This is a genomic window from Caballeronia sp. INML3B, assembly GCF_023631305.1.
GTDB lineage: Bacteria > Pseudomonadota > Gammaproteobacteria > Burkholderiales > Burkholderiaceae > Caballeronia > Caballeronia turbans.
The window spans coordinates 160,419-176,597 of the sequence record NZ_JALQDI010000006.1 but is presented as its reverse complement, the minus strand read 5'-3'; the positions used below and the strand labels follow the sequence as shown (position 1 = coordinate 176,597).

The 16,179-nt window shown below is 65.7% G+C and carries 12 protein-coding genes; 7 read left to right on the top strand and 5 right to left on the bottom strand.

Going from position 1 to position 16,179, the window contains the following annotated elements:
• Positions 1 to 3 precede the first annotated feature (3 nt).
• Together NCS58_RS06435 and NCS58_RS06430 are read left to right on the top strand one after the other, a co-directional pair.
• A complete protein-coding gene (locus tag NCS58_RS06435; RefSeq protein WP_250538143.1) occupies positions 4 to 1,911 on the top strand; it encodes a pseudouridine synthase in 1,908 nt (635 codons plus the stop codon).
• A gap of 267 nt (positions 1,912 to 2,178) precedes the next feature.
• On the top strand, positions 2,179 to 2,415 hold the full coding sequence (locus tag NCS58_RS06430) for a hypothetical protein (RefSeq protein WP_143756312.1): 237 nt from the start codon (positions 2,179 to 2,181) through the stop codon (positions 2,413 to 2,415).
• Between the two features lie 61 nt (positions 2,416 to 2,476).
• On the opposite strand, the gene def is transcribed toward NCS58_RS06430, so the two are convergent.
• The 5 genes from def to NCS58_RS06405 all read right to left on the bottom strand — a co-directional run bounded on the left by def (position 2,477) and on the right by NCS58_RS06405 (position 11,321).
• The gene (gene def, locus NCS58_RS06425; RefSeq protein WP_250538142.1) at positions 2,477 to 3,010 is read right to left on the bottom strand and encodes a peptide deformylase; all 534 of its coding nucleotides are present in this window, start codon (positions 3,008 to 3,010) and stop codon (positions 2,477 to 2,479) included.
• The gene (ligA, locus tag NCS58_RS06420; RefSeq protein WP_061117573.1) at positions 3,007 to 5,085 is read right to left on the bottom strand and encodes an NAD-dependent DNA ligase LigA; all 2,079 of its coding nucleotides are present in this window, start codon (positions 5,083 to 5,085) and stop codon (positions 3,007 to 3,009) included. The genes def and ligA overlap by 4 nt, the downstream gene beginning before the upstream one ends.
• Positions 5,086 to 5,276: 191 nt before the next feature.
• Positions 5,277 to 6,527, bottom strand: a complete 1,251-nt coding sequence (locus NCS58_RS06415; protein WP_250538141.1) for a cell division protein ZipA C-terminal FtsZ-binding domain-containing protein — start codon at positions 6,525 to 6,527, stop codon at positions 5,277 to 5,279.
• Positions 6,528 to 6,703: 176 nt separating this feature from the next.
• Positions 6,704 to 10,219 (bottom strand): chromosome segregation protein SMC, encoded by a 3,516-nt coding sequence (gene smc, locus NCS58_RS06410; protein ID WP_250538140.1) that lies wholly within the window; start codon positions 10,217 to 10,219, stop codon positions 6,704 to 6,706.
• Between the two features lie 124 nt (positions 10,220 to 10,343).
• A complete protein-coding gene (locus tag NCS58_RS06405) occupies positions 10,344 to 11,321 on the bottom strand; it encodes a DMT family transporter (RefSeq protein ID WP_061117576.1) in 978 nt (325 codons plus the stop codon).
• Between the two features lie 202 nt (positions 11,322 to 11,523).
• On the opposite strand from NCS58_RS06405, the gene dapC reads away from it, so the two are divergent.
• The 5 genes from dapC (at position 11,524) to prmB (ending at position 16,138) form a co-directional block, all read left to right on the top strand.
• Positions 11,524 to 12,741 (top strand): succinyldiaminopimelate transaminase, encoded by a 1,218-nt coding sequence (gene dapC / locus NCS58_RS06400; RefSeq protein ID WP_250538139.1) that lies wholly within the window; start codon positions 11,524 to 11,526, stop codon positions 12,739 to 12,741.
• A gap of 46 nt (positions 12,742 to 12,787) precedes the next feature.
• Positions 12,788 to 13,615, top strand: a complete 828-nt coding sequence (dapD, locus tag NCS58_RS06395) for a 2,3,4,5-tetrahydropyridine-2,6-dicarboxylate N-succinyltransferase (RefSeq protein WP_061117577.1) — start codon at positions 12,788 to 12,790, stop codon at positions 13,613 to 13,615.
• A gap of 2 nt (positions 13,616 to 13,617) precedes the next feature.
• Positions 13,618 to 13,989 carry an ArsC family reductase gene (locus NCS58_RS06390; protein ID WP_061117578.1) on the top strand — a complete coding sequence of 124 codons (372 nt, stop codon included), beginning with the start codon at positions 13,618 to 13,620 and terminating at the stop codon, positions 13,987 to 13,989.
• 97 nt (positions 13,990 to 14,086) lie between these two features.
• Positions 14,087 to 15,223 carry a succinyl-diaminopimelate desuccinylase gene (gene dapE / locus NCS58_RS06385; RefSeq protein WP_061117579.1) on the top strand — a complete coding sequence of 379 codons (1,137 nt, stop codon included), beginning with the start codon at positions 14,087 to 14,089 and terminating at the stop codon, positions 15,221 to 15,223.
• A gap of 30 nt (positions 15,224 to 15,253) precedes the next feature.
• A complete protein-coding gene (gene prmB, locus NCS58_RS06380) occupies positions 15,254 to 16,138 on the top strand; it encodes a 50S ribosomal protein L3 N(5)-glutamine methyltransferase (RefSeq protein WP_061117580.1) in 885 nt (294 codons plus the stop codon).
• Positions 16,139 to 16,179 lie beyond the last annotated feature (41 nt).

Below are 16,179 nucleotides of genomic sequence, written 5' to 3'. Positions count from 1 at the left end.
TTTATGCGCGTCAAACTGACAGCCAAACATCCGCGTCCCACCTCGGCGACGCGCTCACCGGTTCGAACCGGCACGACCACCGGGCGCAAGCCTGCTCGCGCGCCGGCGCCGGAAGAGGCGCATCCGAGGCGCGCGTCCCAGCCGACGACCGACAAGCGGGGCGATGCGCCCCGCGAAGCGCGTGCGTTCAAGCCGCGTGGCGACGATTCGCGCCCTGCGTCTGGCGAGCGAGGCCCGCGCAAGTCGTTCGAAGGTCGGCCGCCGGCGCGTGGCGAGCGTCCAGCGGGCAGCGACGAACGTCGTCCGTTCAAGCCGCGCGGCGACGATTCACGTCCTGCGTTCGGCGAGCGAGGCCCGCGCAAGTCGTTCGAAGGTCGGCCGCCGGCGCGTGGCGAACGGCCAGCGGGCAGCGACGAACGTCGCCCGTTCAAGCCGCGCAGCGACGATTCACGTCCTGCGTTCGGCGAGCGCGGTCCGCGCAAGTCGTTCGAAGGTCGGCCGCCGGCGCGTGGCGAACGGCCAGCGGGCAGCGACGAACGTCGCCCGTTCAAGCCGCGCGGCGACGATTCGCGTCCTGCGTTTGGCGAGCGAGGCCCGCGCAAGTCGTTCGAAGGCCGGCCGCCGGCGCGTGGCGAGCGTCCCACGGGCAGCGACGAACGTCGCCCGTTCAAGCCGCGTGGCGACGATTCGCGTCCGGCGTTTGGCGACCGTGGCCCGCGCAAGTCGTTCGAAGGTCGGCCGCCCGCACGCGGCGAACGGCCAGCGGGCAGCGACGAACGTCGCCCTTTCAAGCCGCGCGGCGACGATTCACGTCCTGCGTTCGGCGAGCGCGGTCCGCGCAAGTCGTTCGAGGGCCGGCCGCCGGCACGCGGCGAACGGCCAGCGGGCAGCGACGAGCGTCGCCCTTTCAAGCCGCGCGGCGACGATTCGCGTCCCGCGTTTGGCGAGCGCGGTCCGCGGAGATCGACTGACGATCGCCCATTCAAATCGCGCGAGGATCGGGCGCCGGGCGCGCGTCCGCCACGTCGTGACGACGATCGGCCATTCGCGAAACGCGACGATCGAGGCGAAACGCGCACGCCGGCAATGAAGCCCGCGGCCGGCGCTTCGGCACCCGGCGCCGAATCCGCGCCGAAGCACCGCGATCACAACGACGGCCTCGTGCGTCTGTCGAAAGTGATGTCGGAACTCGGCCTCTGCTCGCGCCGCGAGGCCGACGAATGGATCGAGAAAGGCTGGGTGCTTGTCGACGGAGAAGTCATCGACACGCTCGGCACGCGCATCCGTCCGACGCAGAACGTCGAAATCCTGCCCGCGGCGCGTTCGGCGCAGTCGCAACTCGTCACGATCCTGCTGCACAAGCCGGTCGGCTACGTGTCGGGTCAGGCGGAAGACGGCTACGAGCCCGCCGTCACGCTCATCAACCCGGCCAATCACTGGGAAGAGGATCGCTCGGGCATCCGTTTCGCGCCGGGGCATCTGCGCACGCTCGCGCCAGCGGGCCGTCTCGACATCGATTCCACCGGACTTCTCGTGCTGACACAGGACGGCCGCATCGCGAAGCAACTGATCGGCGGCCACTCGGAAGTCGATAAGGAGTACCTCGTGCGCGTGCGCTTCGGCGAGCACACGGTCGATGTCGAGCAGCACTTGCCCGCAGAGAAGCTCGCGCTCCTGCGTCACGGTCTCGAACTCGACGGCGTGCCGCTCAAGACGGCGCAAGTGAGCTGGCAGAACGGCGAACAGCTTCGCTTCGTGCTGCGCGAAGGCAAGAAGCGGCAGATTCGCCGGATGTGCGAACTGGTTGGGCTGGATGTCGTCGGTCTGAAGCGCATCCGCATGGGCCACGTCACGCTCGGCGCGCTGCCGCCCGGCCAGTGGCGCTACCTCGGCCCGAACGAAACTTTCTGAGCAAGCCACACACAGTCCGCCCGCACGTCCGATAACGTGCGGGCGAGCGCGTGTTGCGTCGCAAAAATACGACGTTCCAGCGAAAAAATCGGCACGATGCAGCCCCGGTCGTGCCTTTTCATTTTCAGCCGTTTTTTGACTAAAGAAAATGAATCGTCGATCCGATACACCTGTCAGGCGGATGCGCGCCACGCGCGGCCTCGTCGCTCAGGTAGACGGAAGCAGGATCAGCAGCATTGAACGGCATTGATGGATGGAGAAATGGCCATGTCAGTTGAGATCATCGTTCGTGAGACCGGAACCGGTCTGGAGATCGTGAGCGGCCGGCGACGGCTCGAAGCCCTGCTCGCCCTGCGCGACGAAGTCGTCGTGATGAGCCCCGGCGTCGGCGAAATGGTCATCGCCCGCCTTCCCGATGGGCGCCTCCAGGCATCCGCGAATCCGGAGCACGTCGCCCTGTTCCGTCAGCCGGAAATCAGCGGCAGCTCGAAAACGTTGGCGTAAAAAAGCCGCTTCTGCCGAAGCGGCCTTCCGGTGATTTCCTCGCGGTTCGAACTGCGTAACGTCAGTCGTCGCGCGCCGGGTCGAGCCCGGGAAAGAGCACGTCCGTGAAGCCGAACTTCGAGAAATCAGTGATGCGCATCGGATAGAGCTTGCCGATCAGATGGTCGCACTCGTGCTGCACGACGCGCGCGTGAAAACCCTCGGCGAGCCGCTCGATGGCGTTGCCGTACTGGTCGAAGCCCTGGTAGCGGATCATCGAAAAGCGCTGCACCGCACCGCGCAGGCCCGGCACGGACAAGCACCCTTCCCAGCCCTCCTCCATGTCGTGCCCGTTCGGCGTGATGATCGGATTGATGAGCACGGTCTCGGGCACCGACGGCGCGTCCGGATAACGCTCGTTCTGCCCGAAGCCGAAGATCACCACCTGCAGATCGACGCCGATCTGCGGTGCGGCGAGGCCCGCGCCGTTGGCGTCGCGCATTGTGTCAAACATGTCCTGCACGAGCGCGTGCAGTTCGGGCGTGTCGAAATGCTCGACCGGCTGCGCGATACGCAAAAGCCGCGGATCGCCCATCTTCAGGATTTCGCGAATCATGGAGTGACTCCTTCCAAAAGCTTACGCATGCCGTCTTCGTCGAGAACAGGAACACCGAGTTCCTCAGCTTTCGCGAGCTTGCTGCCCGCTTCCGCACCCGCCACGACGTAGTCGGTCTTCTTTGACACAGAGCCGGCCACTTTCGCCCCGGCCGCCTCGAGCATTTCTTTCGCTTCTTCGCGCGCGAGCGTGGGCAGCGTACCCGTCAGCACGACGGTCTTGCCGGCCAGCACGCCTTGCGGCGCCTTGGGCGCAGGCGGTCCTTCCGGCCACGACACGTTCATGCGCAATTGCTCGATCACGTGCTGGTTGTGTTCTTCGCTGAAGAAGTTGTGAATCGCTTCCGCAACGATCGGGCCGACATCGTTGACTTCGAGCAGTTCTTCCACGGATGCCGCCATGATCGGATCCAGCGAGCCGAAATGCTTGGCCAGATCTTTCGCCGTCGATTCGCCCACGTGCCGGATGCCGAGCGCGTAGATGAAGCGCGCGAGCGTCGTCTTGCTCGCTTTCGCCAGCGAATCGATCAGATTCTGCGCGGATTTGTCCGCGAAGCGGTCGAGCGCGGCGAGTGTCGAGAAGCCGAGATTGAAAAGGTCGGCAGGCGTGCGCACGAGGTTCTGGTCGACCAGTTGGTCGATGATCTTCTCGCCCAGCCCGTCGATATCGAGCGCGCGGCGCTGTGCGAAGTGCCAGAGTGCCTGCTTGCGCTGTGCCGGGCAGAAGAGCCCGCCCGTGCAGCGCGCGATTGCCTCATCCGGCAGACGCTCGATTTTCGAGCCGCAGACGGGGCATTCCGTCGGCATGACGAATTCGCGCGCATCGGCGGGACGGCGGTCGAGAATCGCGCCGACGACCTCGGGAATCACGTCGCCCGCCCGGCGCACCGTGACCGTATCGCCGATGCGGATGTCCTTGCGCCGGACTTCGTCCTCATTGTGCAGCGTCGCGTTGGTGACCGTCGCGCCGCCGACGAACACCGGCGCAAGACGCGCGACCGGCGTGATGGCTCCCGTGCGGCCGACCTGCACGTCGATGGCGAGCAATTGCGTCAGCGCTTCCTGCGCCGGAAACTTGTGCGCAAGCGCGAAGCGAGGCGCACGCGACACGAAGCCGAGCTGGTCCTGCTCGTCACGTCGATCGACCTTGTAGACGACACCGTCGATGTCATACGGCAGCTTGTCGCGCTTCTCGCCGATCTTGCGGAAAAAACCGAGCAAGCCGTCCGCGCCCTCGACCACCGCGCGCTCCGCGTTCACGGGCAAGCCCATTTCCTTGTACCAGTCGAGCAGCGCCGCGTGTGTGGCAGGCATCTCGGCGCCTTCCAGCACGCCGATGCCGTAAGCGAAGAACGACAGCGAACGTTGCGCGGTCATCTTTGGGTCGAGCTGGCGCAAGCCGCCCGCCGCCGCGTTGCGCGGATTCGCGAATTCACGCTGCCCCGCGTCGCGCTGACGCGCATTCAGGCGCTCGAAGTCGCGCTTGAACATCAGCACTTCGCCGCGCACGTCGAGCCGCTTGGGCACGTTCTTGCCTTTCAGCGTAAGCGGAATCGAGCGGATAGTGCGCACGTTCGCGGTGACGTCCTCGCCAGTCGCGCCGTCGCCGCGCGTGGCTGCCTGCACGAAATGGCCGTCGTCGTATCGCAGCGAAATGGCGAGGCCGTCGAACTTCAGCTCGCACGCGTAATCGATCGGCGTATGACCCAGCGCGTCGGACACGCGCTTGTCGAACGCGACGATGTCCTCGTCCGCAAAACCGTTGTTGAGCGAAAGCATAGGCACGTCGTGGACGACCGGCATGAAGCCTTCGGCCACTTCACCGCCCACGCGCTGCGTCGGCGAATCCGGCGTGATGAGATCCGGGTGATCGGACTCGATGCCCTGAAGCTCCTTGAAGAGCGTGTCGTACTCTGCGTCGGGCAGATCCGGGTGATCCAGCACGTAATACGCGTAATTCGCGCGCTCAAGTTCCGAGCGCAGCCACGCCGCGCGCTCGGCCGGACGATCGGCGCTCGGCACGGCGGCTTCCGACCTGGCGGAAACGGCGGATTCGGCTTTTGTTTTTCGGGACATGCGGCTTCGGGAAAGTGGATAACTCAGTCAACCGACCGTTCGATTGTCTCAGAAGATCGGTAAATCGTGGCGTCGGCCGGATGGCCTAAGTGCGGGCCTCGGTGCGTCAGCACGCACGCAAAGAAAAGCGCCCCGGCCGGGGCGCGATTTCTTGCAGCGAGCGCGCATTGCGGGCCGCGCGCGTCGAACGCCTACTGGCTGAAAAGACGCCGCGTCGCGGGCGAGCCGGCCGGCATCCCCGCCTGCTCCAGCTTCGCATAAAGCGTCATCAACTGCTTTTCGATGGCGAGCAGCGCGGATTCGGGCAGCGGCCGCCGCTGATCGTCGACGACACGCGCGCCGATACGCTCCGAAAGCGACTTCGCGTAGTCGCACATCAGGCGAAACGGCAGGATGTCCTCGTCGGCGACAGGCACATCGAGCACCAGCGTGATCATCTGGCCGCCCTTGTACGTGAGGTCGTCACGCAGGAAGTTGGTGTCGCCGAACTGGAGCATGAAGACGGGATTCTGCTTCGCGTCGAGCTTCACGAAACGCGTGCCGTCGCGTGAAAGCAGGAGTCCGTCCTGCGACGCCACCGCCTGCACGTAGTTTGCGGACCACGGCGCGCCGTCGGAGAGGATGTTGATCGAGAGCTGCGCGTCGCATTGTGCGGCGAACGCGTCGAGCTCCCGTGCCATGCCGACGGTCTCCATCATGTCGGGAAACTCGGGCGCGCCGTCGATGGCATCGGCGAGGCGCTGCACGCCCGTCACGAACTCGGAGAATTCGAGCTCGTTGAGCGGGCCGCTGCGGTTCGCGAGTTGCGCGGCCGCGCGCAGTTCGTCATAGCGCACGCCGTTGCGCGGCAGTTCCCAGGCGGCCTCGCCCTCGGCCTTGCCTTCGATCGTGACGGGTTTCGTGCCCGCCCGACGCAGACGCTGCGCGAGCGGAATCACGCGATCGCCCGCGACCGGCGCGGCGAGCCGGATCGGCACGACGCAGTCGATGCGCCGATCCACCACCGCCGGCGGCGCCGACGAAATCGTCGTCGCGGCGGGCATCACGGGCTCGGTGCGTTCATCGTCACCGTCGATTTCGGTTTCCTGCGCGGCGCCATTGGCGGACGTCGCCTCGGCCTGCAGATCGACGGCCGTGTCGGCAGGCGCGACCGGCGGCGCCGGATTCACGCCGCCGAAGCTCGGTTCCACGCGCGCATCGCGCGGTTTGTCGTCGGCGCCCTCGACGTCGCCCGAGACCGGCTCCCGCCGCGACTGGCGCACGGGCTCGATGAACGGCTGTTCGTCGTCGGTTTCGTGGCGCGCAAGCGCATCGGCCGCTTCATCGGGCATCGGACGCGGCATCTTGCGACGCACCTTCGCGCTCTGCCACGCGTTGTACACGACCACGCCGCCCACCACCACGGCTCCGGCTCCAATCAAACCGAGTGTCAACTCGTCCATGCAGGCTCCATCATTCTTTAGATTACGAAGCGCCGCGCGATCTGTCGCACGCATCGCGCCGCGTTCCGGCTTGTCGCCGCCGCCTGGCCGATGCGCGCCACTCCGCGCCTTGACGCACGCTGCCGGATCACTGTCCGGCCCTTCATTCAATCGAAACTTTTGCGAACCGCGATGCTTCAGCCGTTCTGCGCAAAACCCGCCGCGGCTTCCATGTCCACCGCGACGATGCGCGACACGCCCTGCTCCTGCATCGTCACGCCGATCAGTTGCTGCGCCATTTCCATCGCGATCTTGTTGTGCGAAATGAACAGGAACTGCGTCTTGGCCGCCATCGCGCGCACGAGGTTCGCGAAGCGTTCCGTGTTCGCATCGTCGAGCGGCGCGTCCACTTCGTCGAGCAGACAGAACGGCGCGGGATTCAACTGGAACATCGCGAACACGAGCGCGGTCGCGGTGAGCGCCTTCTCGCCGCCCGAAAGCAGGTGGATCGTCGAATTCTTCTTGCCGGGCGGCTGCGCCATCACCTGCACGCCGGCGTCGAGGATCTCGTCGCCGGTCATGATGAGCTTCGCCTGCCCGCCGCCAAAGAGACGCGGGAACAGCTCGCCGAAGTGACGGTTCACCTCGTCGAACGTGCCTTGCAGCAGTGCGCGCGTTTCCTGGTCGATCTTCTGAATCGCGTCTTCCAGCGTGCCGATGGCGTCGTTCAGATCCGCCGACTGCGCATCGAGGAAGTGCTTGCGCTCGGTCGCCGCCGCGAGCTCTTCGAGCGCGGCCATGTTGACGGGGCCGAGCGCGGTGATCGCGTTGTTCAGGCGCGTGACCTCGCCTTGCAGATAAGACGGCTTCATGTCCGGCGTGAGCTTCGCGGCGAGCTCGGCTTCATCGACGCCCGCTGCCTGCAATTGTTCGACGAACTGCTCGCCGCTGATACGCGCGGCCTGCTCCTTCAACTGCAATTCGTTGATCTTGTCGCGCAGCGGCTGCAGCGAGCGTTCGGCCATGAGACGCTGCTCGTCGGCCTGACGCAGACGCGCGGTGAGATCGTCCAGTTCGACGCGCGCCGCATGCAAAGATTCCTCGCGCGCCGCGCGCACTTCGAGCGCGTCCTGCAGACCGGTCTGCGCCGTCTGCTCGTTGATGGTTTCGAGTTCGGCGCGGGCGTCTTCCAGCGTGCCCGCGATGCGCTCGCTCTGATCGTGCGCCGTGTCGATGTTGCGCCGGTATTCGTCGATCTTCGCGGACAGGCCGCGCACGGCGAAGCTTGCATCGCTCGCGGCGCGCTCGAGTTCGCGCAGTTCGTGACGCGCATTCGTCAGTTCTTCGTCGAGCGATTCGAACGCGAGCTGGTTGTCTTCGAAACGCGCCTGCAATTGCGCGATCTCGCCATCATGACGCTCGAACGCGGCTTCCGATTCGGCGCGCAGCGCGCGCTGCTCTTCGATCTGCGCGGCGATCTCTTCCAGTTCCTCGCCGATTTGCGTACTACGTTGCGTGTAGCGTTCGTGCGCCTGCGCGAGCTTCAGCACGTCGAGCTGCAATGCGTGGACGCGCTGCGTCGCGCGCTCCGCCGCCGCGCGCGCCTCGGCGAGCGTCTGCGAGCCTTGCGTGTGCGCGGCATCGGCGCGCACGGCGTTGGCTTTCGCTTCGTCGGACAGCAAGCCTTGAGCGCGCACCTGCTTCGTGAGGTTCTCGATTTCCTGAGCCCGCGCGAGCATGCCCGACTGCTCGGAATCCGACGCGTAGAGCTGCACACCCACGCGCGTCACGATGTGCCCCGCTTTCACGACGAACGCGGCGCCCTCCGGCAACTGATTGCGCGAGGCCAGCGCCTGCGCGATATCGTCGACGATGAACGTCGTCGCGAGCCATTCGTTGAGCACGGCGCGCAGACCCGGATCGTCGATGCGCACGAGCGACAGCAGCGGGCGCAAGCCCTCCGGCGTCTGAACCGGCTTGCCCGCGACGGGCGGCGAATAGAACGCGAGCTTGGCGGGCGGCGCATCGGTGGCGAACGCCTTGACCCAATCCAGATTCGATACTTCGAGCGCGGCAAGACGCTCGCGCAACACGGATTCGAGCGCCGCTTCCCAGCCGGGCTCGACGTGCAGCTTTTTCCACAGACGCGGCAGCGCGCCGAGCTCGTGCTTGTCGAGCCACGGCTGAATCTTGCCTTCGGTCTGCACGCTTTCCTGAAGCTGCTTCAACGCGGCGAGGCGCGCTTCGAGTTGGTGAATCTGCGCGCTTTCCTTCTGAACGCGCTCCTGCGCTTCGCGGCGCTCAGCGTCCAGGCGCGGCACCGTTTCCTGCGCATCGGCGAGGCGCGCTTGCGCTTCGGCAAGAATCTCTTCGTTTTCGGCGAGCTGTATGCGCAACTCTTCGAGATGCGCCTCGTCGGGCGCGTCCAGCCCGCTCGCTTCGCTCTTGAGCCGCTCCTGGCGCTGCTGCAATTGTTGAAGCTGCTGATCCGCGTTGCGCTGATGCGCCGCTTCGAGCTTGAGCGCCTGCTCCGCGCGCGCGATGCCCGCGCGCTCTTCGTTCAGTTGCGTCTGGTGATCCCGCCAGCGGGCTTCGAGCGCGGGCAGCGCGTCGTGCTTCGCGGCGGCGGTATCGGCTGCGATCGCGGCTTTTTCCTCGCCTTCGGCAAGCGCTTCGGTCGCGCTGTCGATCTCGTCGCGCGCCTTCTGCGCCTGCGCCTGCCATTGCTCGCGCTGCGCGGTGAGCGCGGCGATCTGCGCCTGCACGCGATTGCGCGACTCGACGATGAAGCGGATCTCCGCCTCGAGCCGGCTCACTTCGGCATTGGCTTCGTAAAGAGAGCCTTGCGCGCCCTGCATCGCGTCGCTTGCGCTGTAGTGCGCGACACGCAGCGTTTCCAGTTGCGCTTCGACTTCACGCAGACGCGCGGTCTGCGCCTCGAGCTCGACCTGCGCCTCGCGGATCGCGCGCTGCTGGCGTTCGGCTTCGTTGCCCGCTTCCTTCTTGCGCAAGAGCCACAGCAGACGCTGTTTCTCTTCGCCCTCGGTCTGCAGTTCCTTGTACTTCGTCGCGACGACCGCCTGCGCTTCGAGCTTCTCGAGATTGGTCGACAGCTCCCGGACGATGTCCTCGACGCGCGTCAGGTTCTCGCGCGTGTCATGCAGACGGTTCTCGGTCTCGCGACGGCGCTCCTTGTACTTCGACACTCCGGCAGCTTCTTCGAGGAACACGCGCAGCTCTTCCGGCTTCGCCTCGATGATGCGCGCGATCATGCCCTGCCCGATGATCGCGTAGGCACGCGGGCCGAGGCCCGTGCCGAGGAAGATGTCCTGAATGTCGCGGCGGCGCGCGGGCAGATTGTTGATGTAGTAGCTGGAGGTGCCGTCGCGCGTCAGCACGCGTTTCACGGCGATTTCGCCGTAGCTGCTCCACTGGCCGGCGGCGCGGCCGTCGGCGTTATCGAATATGAGTTCGACGCTCGCCCGGCTGCCGGGTTTGCGCGCCGTCGAGCCATTGAAGATCACGTCCTGCATCGATTCGCCGCGCAACTCGGAGGCGCGCGATTCGCCGAGCACCCAGCGCACGGCATCGATGATGTTGGACTTGCCACAGCCATTCGGTCCGACCACGCCGACGAGCTGGCCGGGGACCTGGAAATGCGTGGGATCGACGAAGGACTTGAAGCCAGCGAGTTTTATCGAGGTCAGACGCACGGCGATATCGCTGTTTGGAATTGATGACGGAGGATAGATGGCAGACGAGCCGCATTGCGGCGCGTCGATCGCATTCGGTCACGCCACGCGACGACGCATGCGTGTCCCGGCGAAGCGGACACCATCATACCATCGCGCGAGTCGATTTCTTTTTGCTTTCCGGCGCCTCTTCTACGATGTCGAGCGCTTCGGGCGCGGGAGGCGAGCGCGCTGCGCCCTGTCGATGCACCCACGCCGACAGCACGCACGCCACGACGATGCACGCGCCGCCCGCCCATTCGCGCGGGCCGGGCACTTCGCCTGCGAACAGCCACGCCGAGAGCGCGGTGACGACGAGCTCGAAGAGCATGATGATCGACGCGCGATTGGCGGGCACCCGCGCGAGCCCGACCTGCACGATCATGTTGTTGCCCGCGAGCACGACGCCCAGCCCGATCACGATAAACGTCACCGTGGGCAGGAGCGCGGCGGCGGGCGGCGCGGGCATCGGCTCGAACAGCGTGACGACAGACGCGATCAGCGCCGCGCCGCCGAAGATCACGGCCGTGCGCATCTCGGGCTTCATCGCGGGCAGGATGCGCGTGACCTTCACGACAAGCACGTTGCTCATCGCGAAGCCCATGCCGCCGACGAGACCCGCCCATTCCGCGAGATCGGCGGGCAACGGCACGCCGAGCTCGGGCGACCAGAGCATCGTCACGGCGCCCGCGAGCGAGAGCAGCGAGAGCGCCGCATCCGCGCGAGTCAGGCGTTCTTTCAGGATGAAGTGCGCGAAGATCGCGGTCCACGCGGGCGTCAGATAGAAGAGCAGCAGCACGCGCATCACCTGGCCGTGGATCGCGCCCCACACGAAACCGATATTGGTCACGCCCGCCGCCACGCCGAGCCCGACGAGCAGCCAGTGCCAGGAGAGCGTACTGATCGAGCGGCGTTTGGCGAGCAGCACGAAGACGCACGCGGCGGCGCTCGTCGTCGCGCTGGCGGCCGTGCCGGAGAGGCCCATCGCGGCGAGCATGCGCATCGGGTACCAGACGAGGCCCCACACCGAGGCGCCCAGCATGATCGCGAGCGTCGGCCATGCATTGCGCAGTCCGCGGGTCATGCCGGCGCCCCGCCCATCATGCCCTTTTCGAGCTTGTTCATTCGTGTCTTGTCCTTCGTGCCGCGCGCCGCTGCCCGCTTTCGAGCCAAGGGCGCGCGCTATAATCGTCCGCTTGCTTCGCGTCCGTTCGATGTCTTTCGATGCCTTCCTCGCAGGCGCTTTCCTGCCTCGCGCGCATCGCTCACTGCTTACCGGTCACGCCGTGAATCCACTTCTCAAGAAACTTCAGCCTTATCCCTTCGAAAAGCTTCGTGCGCTCTTCAAAGGCATCGAGCCTCGCGCCGGATTCGCGCCGATCAGCTTCGGCATCGGCGAGCCGAAGCATCCGACGCCGCCGCTGATCCGCGACGCGGTGATCCATGCGCTCGACGGTCTCGCCTCTTATCCGGCGACGCTCGGCAGCGAGCCGCTGCGCGCGGCGATCGCGGCATGGGTGATGCAGCGCTACGGCCTCGAATCGATCGATGCGGCGACGCAGGTCCTGCCCGTTTCCGGCTCGCGAGAAGCGCTCTTCGCGCTCGCGCAGACCGTGATCGACAGTCGTACGACGAACGCCGCCGAACCGCCCATCGTACTCTGCCCGAACCCGTTCTATCAAATCTACGAAGGCGCAGCCCTGCTCGCGGGCGCCGAGCCGTACTTCGTCAACAGCGATCCCGCGCGCAATTTCGCGTGCGACTATTCGGCGGTGCCCGAGCACATCTGGGCACGCACGCAACTACTCTACTTGTGCTCGCCGGGCAATCCGACCGGCGCGGTGCTCACGCTCGAGAACTGGCGCGAGCTCTTCGCGCTGTCGGACAAGCACGGCTTCGTGATCGCGTCGGACGAGTGCTATTCGGAAATCTATTTCGACGAGACCAATCCGCCGCTCGGCGGCCTCGAAGCGGCGCGGCTGCTCAATCGCGGTTTCGAGCGTCTCGTGATGCTCTCGAGCCTGTCGAAGCGATCGAACGTGCCCGGCATGCGCTCGGGCTTCGTCGCGGGCGATGCGTCGATCCTGAAGGACTTCCTGCTCTACCGCACCTATCACGGCGCGGCGCTGTCGACGGTGTTTCAGCGCGCGAGCGTCGTCGCGTGGCAGGATGAAACGCACGTGCGCGACAACCGCGCGAAGTATCTGAAAAAATTCCAGACAGTCACGCCGATGCTCGCCGACGTGCTCGACGTGCGCCTGCCCGACGCCGCGTTCTACCTCTGGGCGAACGTTTCGGGCACCGGGCTCACGGATACCGAGTTCGCGGCGCGCCTGTACGCCGACTATAATGTGACGGTTCTGCCGGGCTCTTTTCTCGCTCGCCTCGCGCACGGCACGAATCCCGGTGAAGGGTTCGTGCGTATCGCGCTCGTGGCCGAGACCGGGGAATGTGTCGAAGGAGCCCGCCGCATCGTCGAATTCTGCCGCTCGCTCAAGTCCTGACGCACATCGAGCGTCGCCGGTCCAATCCTCCATCCTTGATATCACTATGTCGCAACAACTTCAGAGCATCATCGATACCGCCTGGGAAAACCGCGCCGAGCTTTCGCCCAAGGCCGCGCCCGCCGAAGTCCGCGAAGCCGTCGCGCACGCAATCGAGCAACTCGATCGTGGCCAGATGCGCGTCGCCGAGAAACGTGACGGCGACTGGGTCGTGAATCAGTGGCTGAAGAAGGCCGTGCTGCTGTCGTTCCGCCTGGAAGACAACGCGCCGATGCCCGCGGGCGGCTACTCGCAGTTCTACGACAAGGTGCCTTCGAAGTTCGCGAACTACACGGCCGAAGATTTCGCGGCGGGCGGTTTCCGCGTCGTGCCGCCGGCCATCGCGCGCCGCGGCTCGTTCATCGCGAAGAACGTCGTGCTGATGCCGTCGTACACCAACATCGGCGCGTATGTCGACGAAGGCACGATGGTGGATACATGGGCCACCGTCGGCTCGTGCGCGCAGATCGGCAAGAACGTGCATCTGTCGGGCGGCGTGGGCATCGGCGGCGTGCTGGAGCCGCTGCAGGCGAACCCGGTCATCATCGAGGACAACTGCTTCATCGGCGCGCGTTCGGAAGTGGTGGAAGGCGTGATCGTCGAAGAGAATTCCGTCATTTCGATGGGCGTGTATCTCGGCCAGTCGACCAAGATCTATGACCGCGAAACCGGCGAAGTCAGCTATGGCCGCATCCCGGCGGGCTCGGTCGTCGTCGCGGGCAATCTGCCGTCGAAGGACGGCTCGCACAGCCTGTACTGCGCCGTGATCGTCAAGAAGGTCGACGCCAAGACGCGCGCGAAAGTCGGCCTCAACGAACTGCTGCGAGGCGACTGATCGTGGCGCGCGGTTCCACTCCGACCACCGTCGTCTACGGCATTCCGAATTGCGACACCGTGAAAAAAGCGCGCGTGTGGCTGGAAGAGCACGGCGTGCCGTTCGAGTTTCACGACTTCAAGAAGGCCGGCGTGTCGAATGCGCTGATTCAGGACTGGCTGAAGGACGTGCCGCTCGACCAGCTCATCAACAAGCGCGGCACGACGTGGCGCGGCTTGTCCGACGTGCACAAGGCCGAAGCCGATACGACCGGCGGCGCGATCGCGCTGATGATTCACAAGCCGTCGATCATCAAGCGGCCGGTCGTCGTCGTGAACGGGCGCGTGAAGACGCTCGGGTTTTCGGCCGAGCAGTACGAAACGCTCTTCGCCTGAGCGAACGCGATGACTGTGAACTCGACGGTCATCGCAGGATTGCTACGAGTGCCGGCCTGCGCGCCGGCATTTTTTATCGCACCGACCTAATACGACCATGTCCGCGACCCTTTCCCTCACCGAAGCGCTGATCGAACGCGCATCCGTCACGCCCGACGACCAGGCTTGTCAGGCGCTCATGATCGAGCGGCTTGCGGCGATCGGCTTCGAATGCGAAACGATCGAATCGGGCGGCGTCACCAACCTGTGGGCCGTGAGGCGCGGCACGGACGCATCGGCCAGACTGCTCGCGTTCGCCGGCCACACCGATGTCGTGCCGACGGGTCCGCTCGAACAATGGACCTCGCCACCCTTCACACCGACGCATCGCGACGGCAAGCTCTTCGGCCGCGGCGCGGCGGACATGAAGGCGTCGCTCGCGGCGTTCGTCGTGTCGAGCGAAGAGTTCGTCGCAAAACATCCGGAGCATCGCGGAACGCTCGCGTTTCTCATCACGAGCGATGAAGAAGGCCCCGCGACCGACGGCACGATCAAGGTCGTCGAAGCGTTGAAGGCGCGTGGCGTGCGGCTCGATTACTGTATCGTCGGCGAGCCGACCTCGAACGCCACGCTCGGCGACATGGTCAAGAACGGCCGGCGCGGCTCGATGACAGGCAAGCTCGTCGTCAAGGGCGTGCAGGGGCATATTGCGTATCCGCATCTCGCGAAGAATCCGGTGCATCTGCTCGCGCCGGCGCTTGCCGAACTCGTCGCCGAGCGTTGGGACGACGGCAACGAATACTTCCCGCCGACGACCTGGCAAGTGTCGAACCTGCACTCCGGCACGGGCGCGACCAACATCATTCCCGGCCACGCCGATCTGATGTTCAACTTCCGCTTCTCGACGGCGAGCACGGTCGAGAGCCTGCAAAGCCGTGTGCGCGCGATTCTCGACAGGCACGGCCTCGACTACGATCTGACATGGATCGTGAGCGGCCTGCCCTTTCTCACGCCGCGCGGCGCGCTTTCGGATGCGCTCGAAAAAGCCATCGTCGATGAAACCGGCGTGCGCACCGAACTGTCTACCTCGGGCGGAACGTCCGATGGACGCTTCATCGCGCAAATCTGCGATCAGGTCGTGGAGTTCGGCCCGCCCAACGGCACGATCCACAAGATCGACGAGCATGTCGACGTGCGCTTCATCGAGCCGCTCAAGAACGTGTACCGGCGCGTGCTCGAAGCACTGATCGCCTGAATTCAATCTCACAATAACAAGGAGCCTTCAATGGCGCTGCCCTTCACCACCGTGCGCGACCTGCTGCGCTTCGGCGTCTCGCGTTTCACCGAAGCAGGCCTGTCGTTCGGCCACGGCTCGGCCAATGCCTACGACGAAGCCGCGTATCTGATCCTGCATACGCTGCATCTGCCGCTCGACACGCTCGACCCGTTCCTCGACGCGCGCCTGCTCGACAACGAAATCGACGCCGTCATGAAAGTGATCGAGCGCCGCGCGAAGGAGCGCATTCCCGCCGCGTACATCACGCAGGAAGCGTGGATGCACGGCCGCCGCTTCTACGTCGACGAGCGCGTGATCGTGCCGCGTTCGTTCATCGGCGAGTTGCTGCAGGACGGCTTGCAGCCGTATGTCGCCGATCCGGATCAGGTCACGCGCGTGCTCGAGCTGTGCACCGGCTCCGGCTGTCTCGCGATCCTCGCCGCGCAAGCCTTCGAAAACGCCGATGTCGATGCCGTCGACATCTCGGCCGATGCGCTCGCGGTCGCGCGCCGCAACGTCGACGAATACGGGCTCGACGCGCGCGTGAGCCTCTACGAAGGTGACCTGTACGCGCCGCTGCCGCCGGCGCGTTACGAGGTGATCATCACCAATCCGCCCTACGTCAACGCGCAGGCGATGCAGGCGCTGCCGGAAGAGTACCGGCACGAGCCCGAGCTCGCGCTCGCGGGCGGCGCGGATGGCATGGACGTCGTGCGGCGCATCGTGCGCGACGCGCGCAAGTGGCTGACCGAAGACGGCGTGCTCGTCGTCGAAATCGGCAACGAGCGGCCGAACGTGGAAGCCGCGCTCGGCGGTCTCGATCTCGTCTGGCTCTCGACAAGCGCCGGCGACGACAACGTGTTCCTGATCCAGGCCGCCGATCTTCCGGCGTGAGCCTTCCGCTCAGGCGAACGTTGCGACGCACGCGCGGCAAC

Excerpts from the sequence above, each read along its gene's own strand:
- NCS58_RS06435 (WP_250538143.1), top strand. The coding sequence starts at position 4 with ATGCGCGTCAAACTGACAGCCAAACATCCGCGTCCCACCTCGGCGACG.
- NCS58_RS06430 (WP_143756312.1), top strand. The coding sequence starts at position 2,179 with ATGTCAGTTGAGATCATCGTTCGTGAGACCGGAACCGGTCTGGAGATC.
- def (WP_250538142.1), bottom strand. The coding sequence starts at position 3,010 with ATGATTCGCGAAATCCTGAAGATGGGCGATCCGCGGCTTTTGCGTATC.
- ligA (WP_061117573.1), bottom strand. The coding sequence starts at position 5,085 with ATGTCCCGAAAAACAAAAGCCGAATCCGCCGTTTCCGCCAGGTCGGAA.
- NCS58_RS06415 (WP_250538141.1), bottom strand. The coding sequence starts at position 6,527 with ATGGACGAGTTGACACTCGGTTTGATTGGAGCCGGAGCCGTGGTGGTG.
- NCS58_RS06405 (WP_061117576.1), bottom strand. The coding sequence starts at position 11,321 with ATGACCCGCGGACTGCGCAATGCATGGCCGACGCTCGCGATCATGCTG.
- dapD (WP_061117577.1), top strand. The coding sequence starts at position 12,788 with ATGTCGCAACAACTTCAGAGCATCATCGATACCGCCTGGGAAAACCGC.
- dapE (WP_061117579.1), top strand. The coding sequence starts at position 14,087 with ATGTCCGCGACCCTTTCCCTCACCGAAGCGCTGATCGAACGCGCATCC.
- prmB (WP_061117580.1), top strand. The coding sequence starts at position 15,254 with ATGGCGCTGCCCTTCACCACCGTGCGCGACCTGCTGCGCTTCGGCGTC.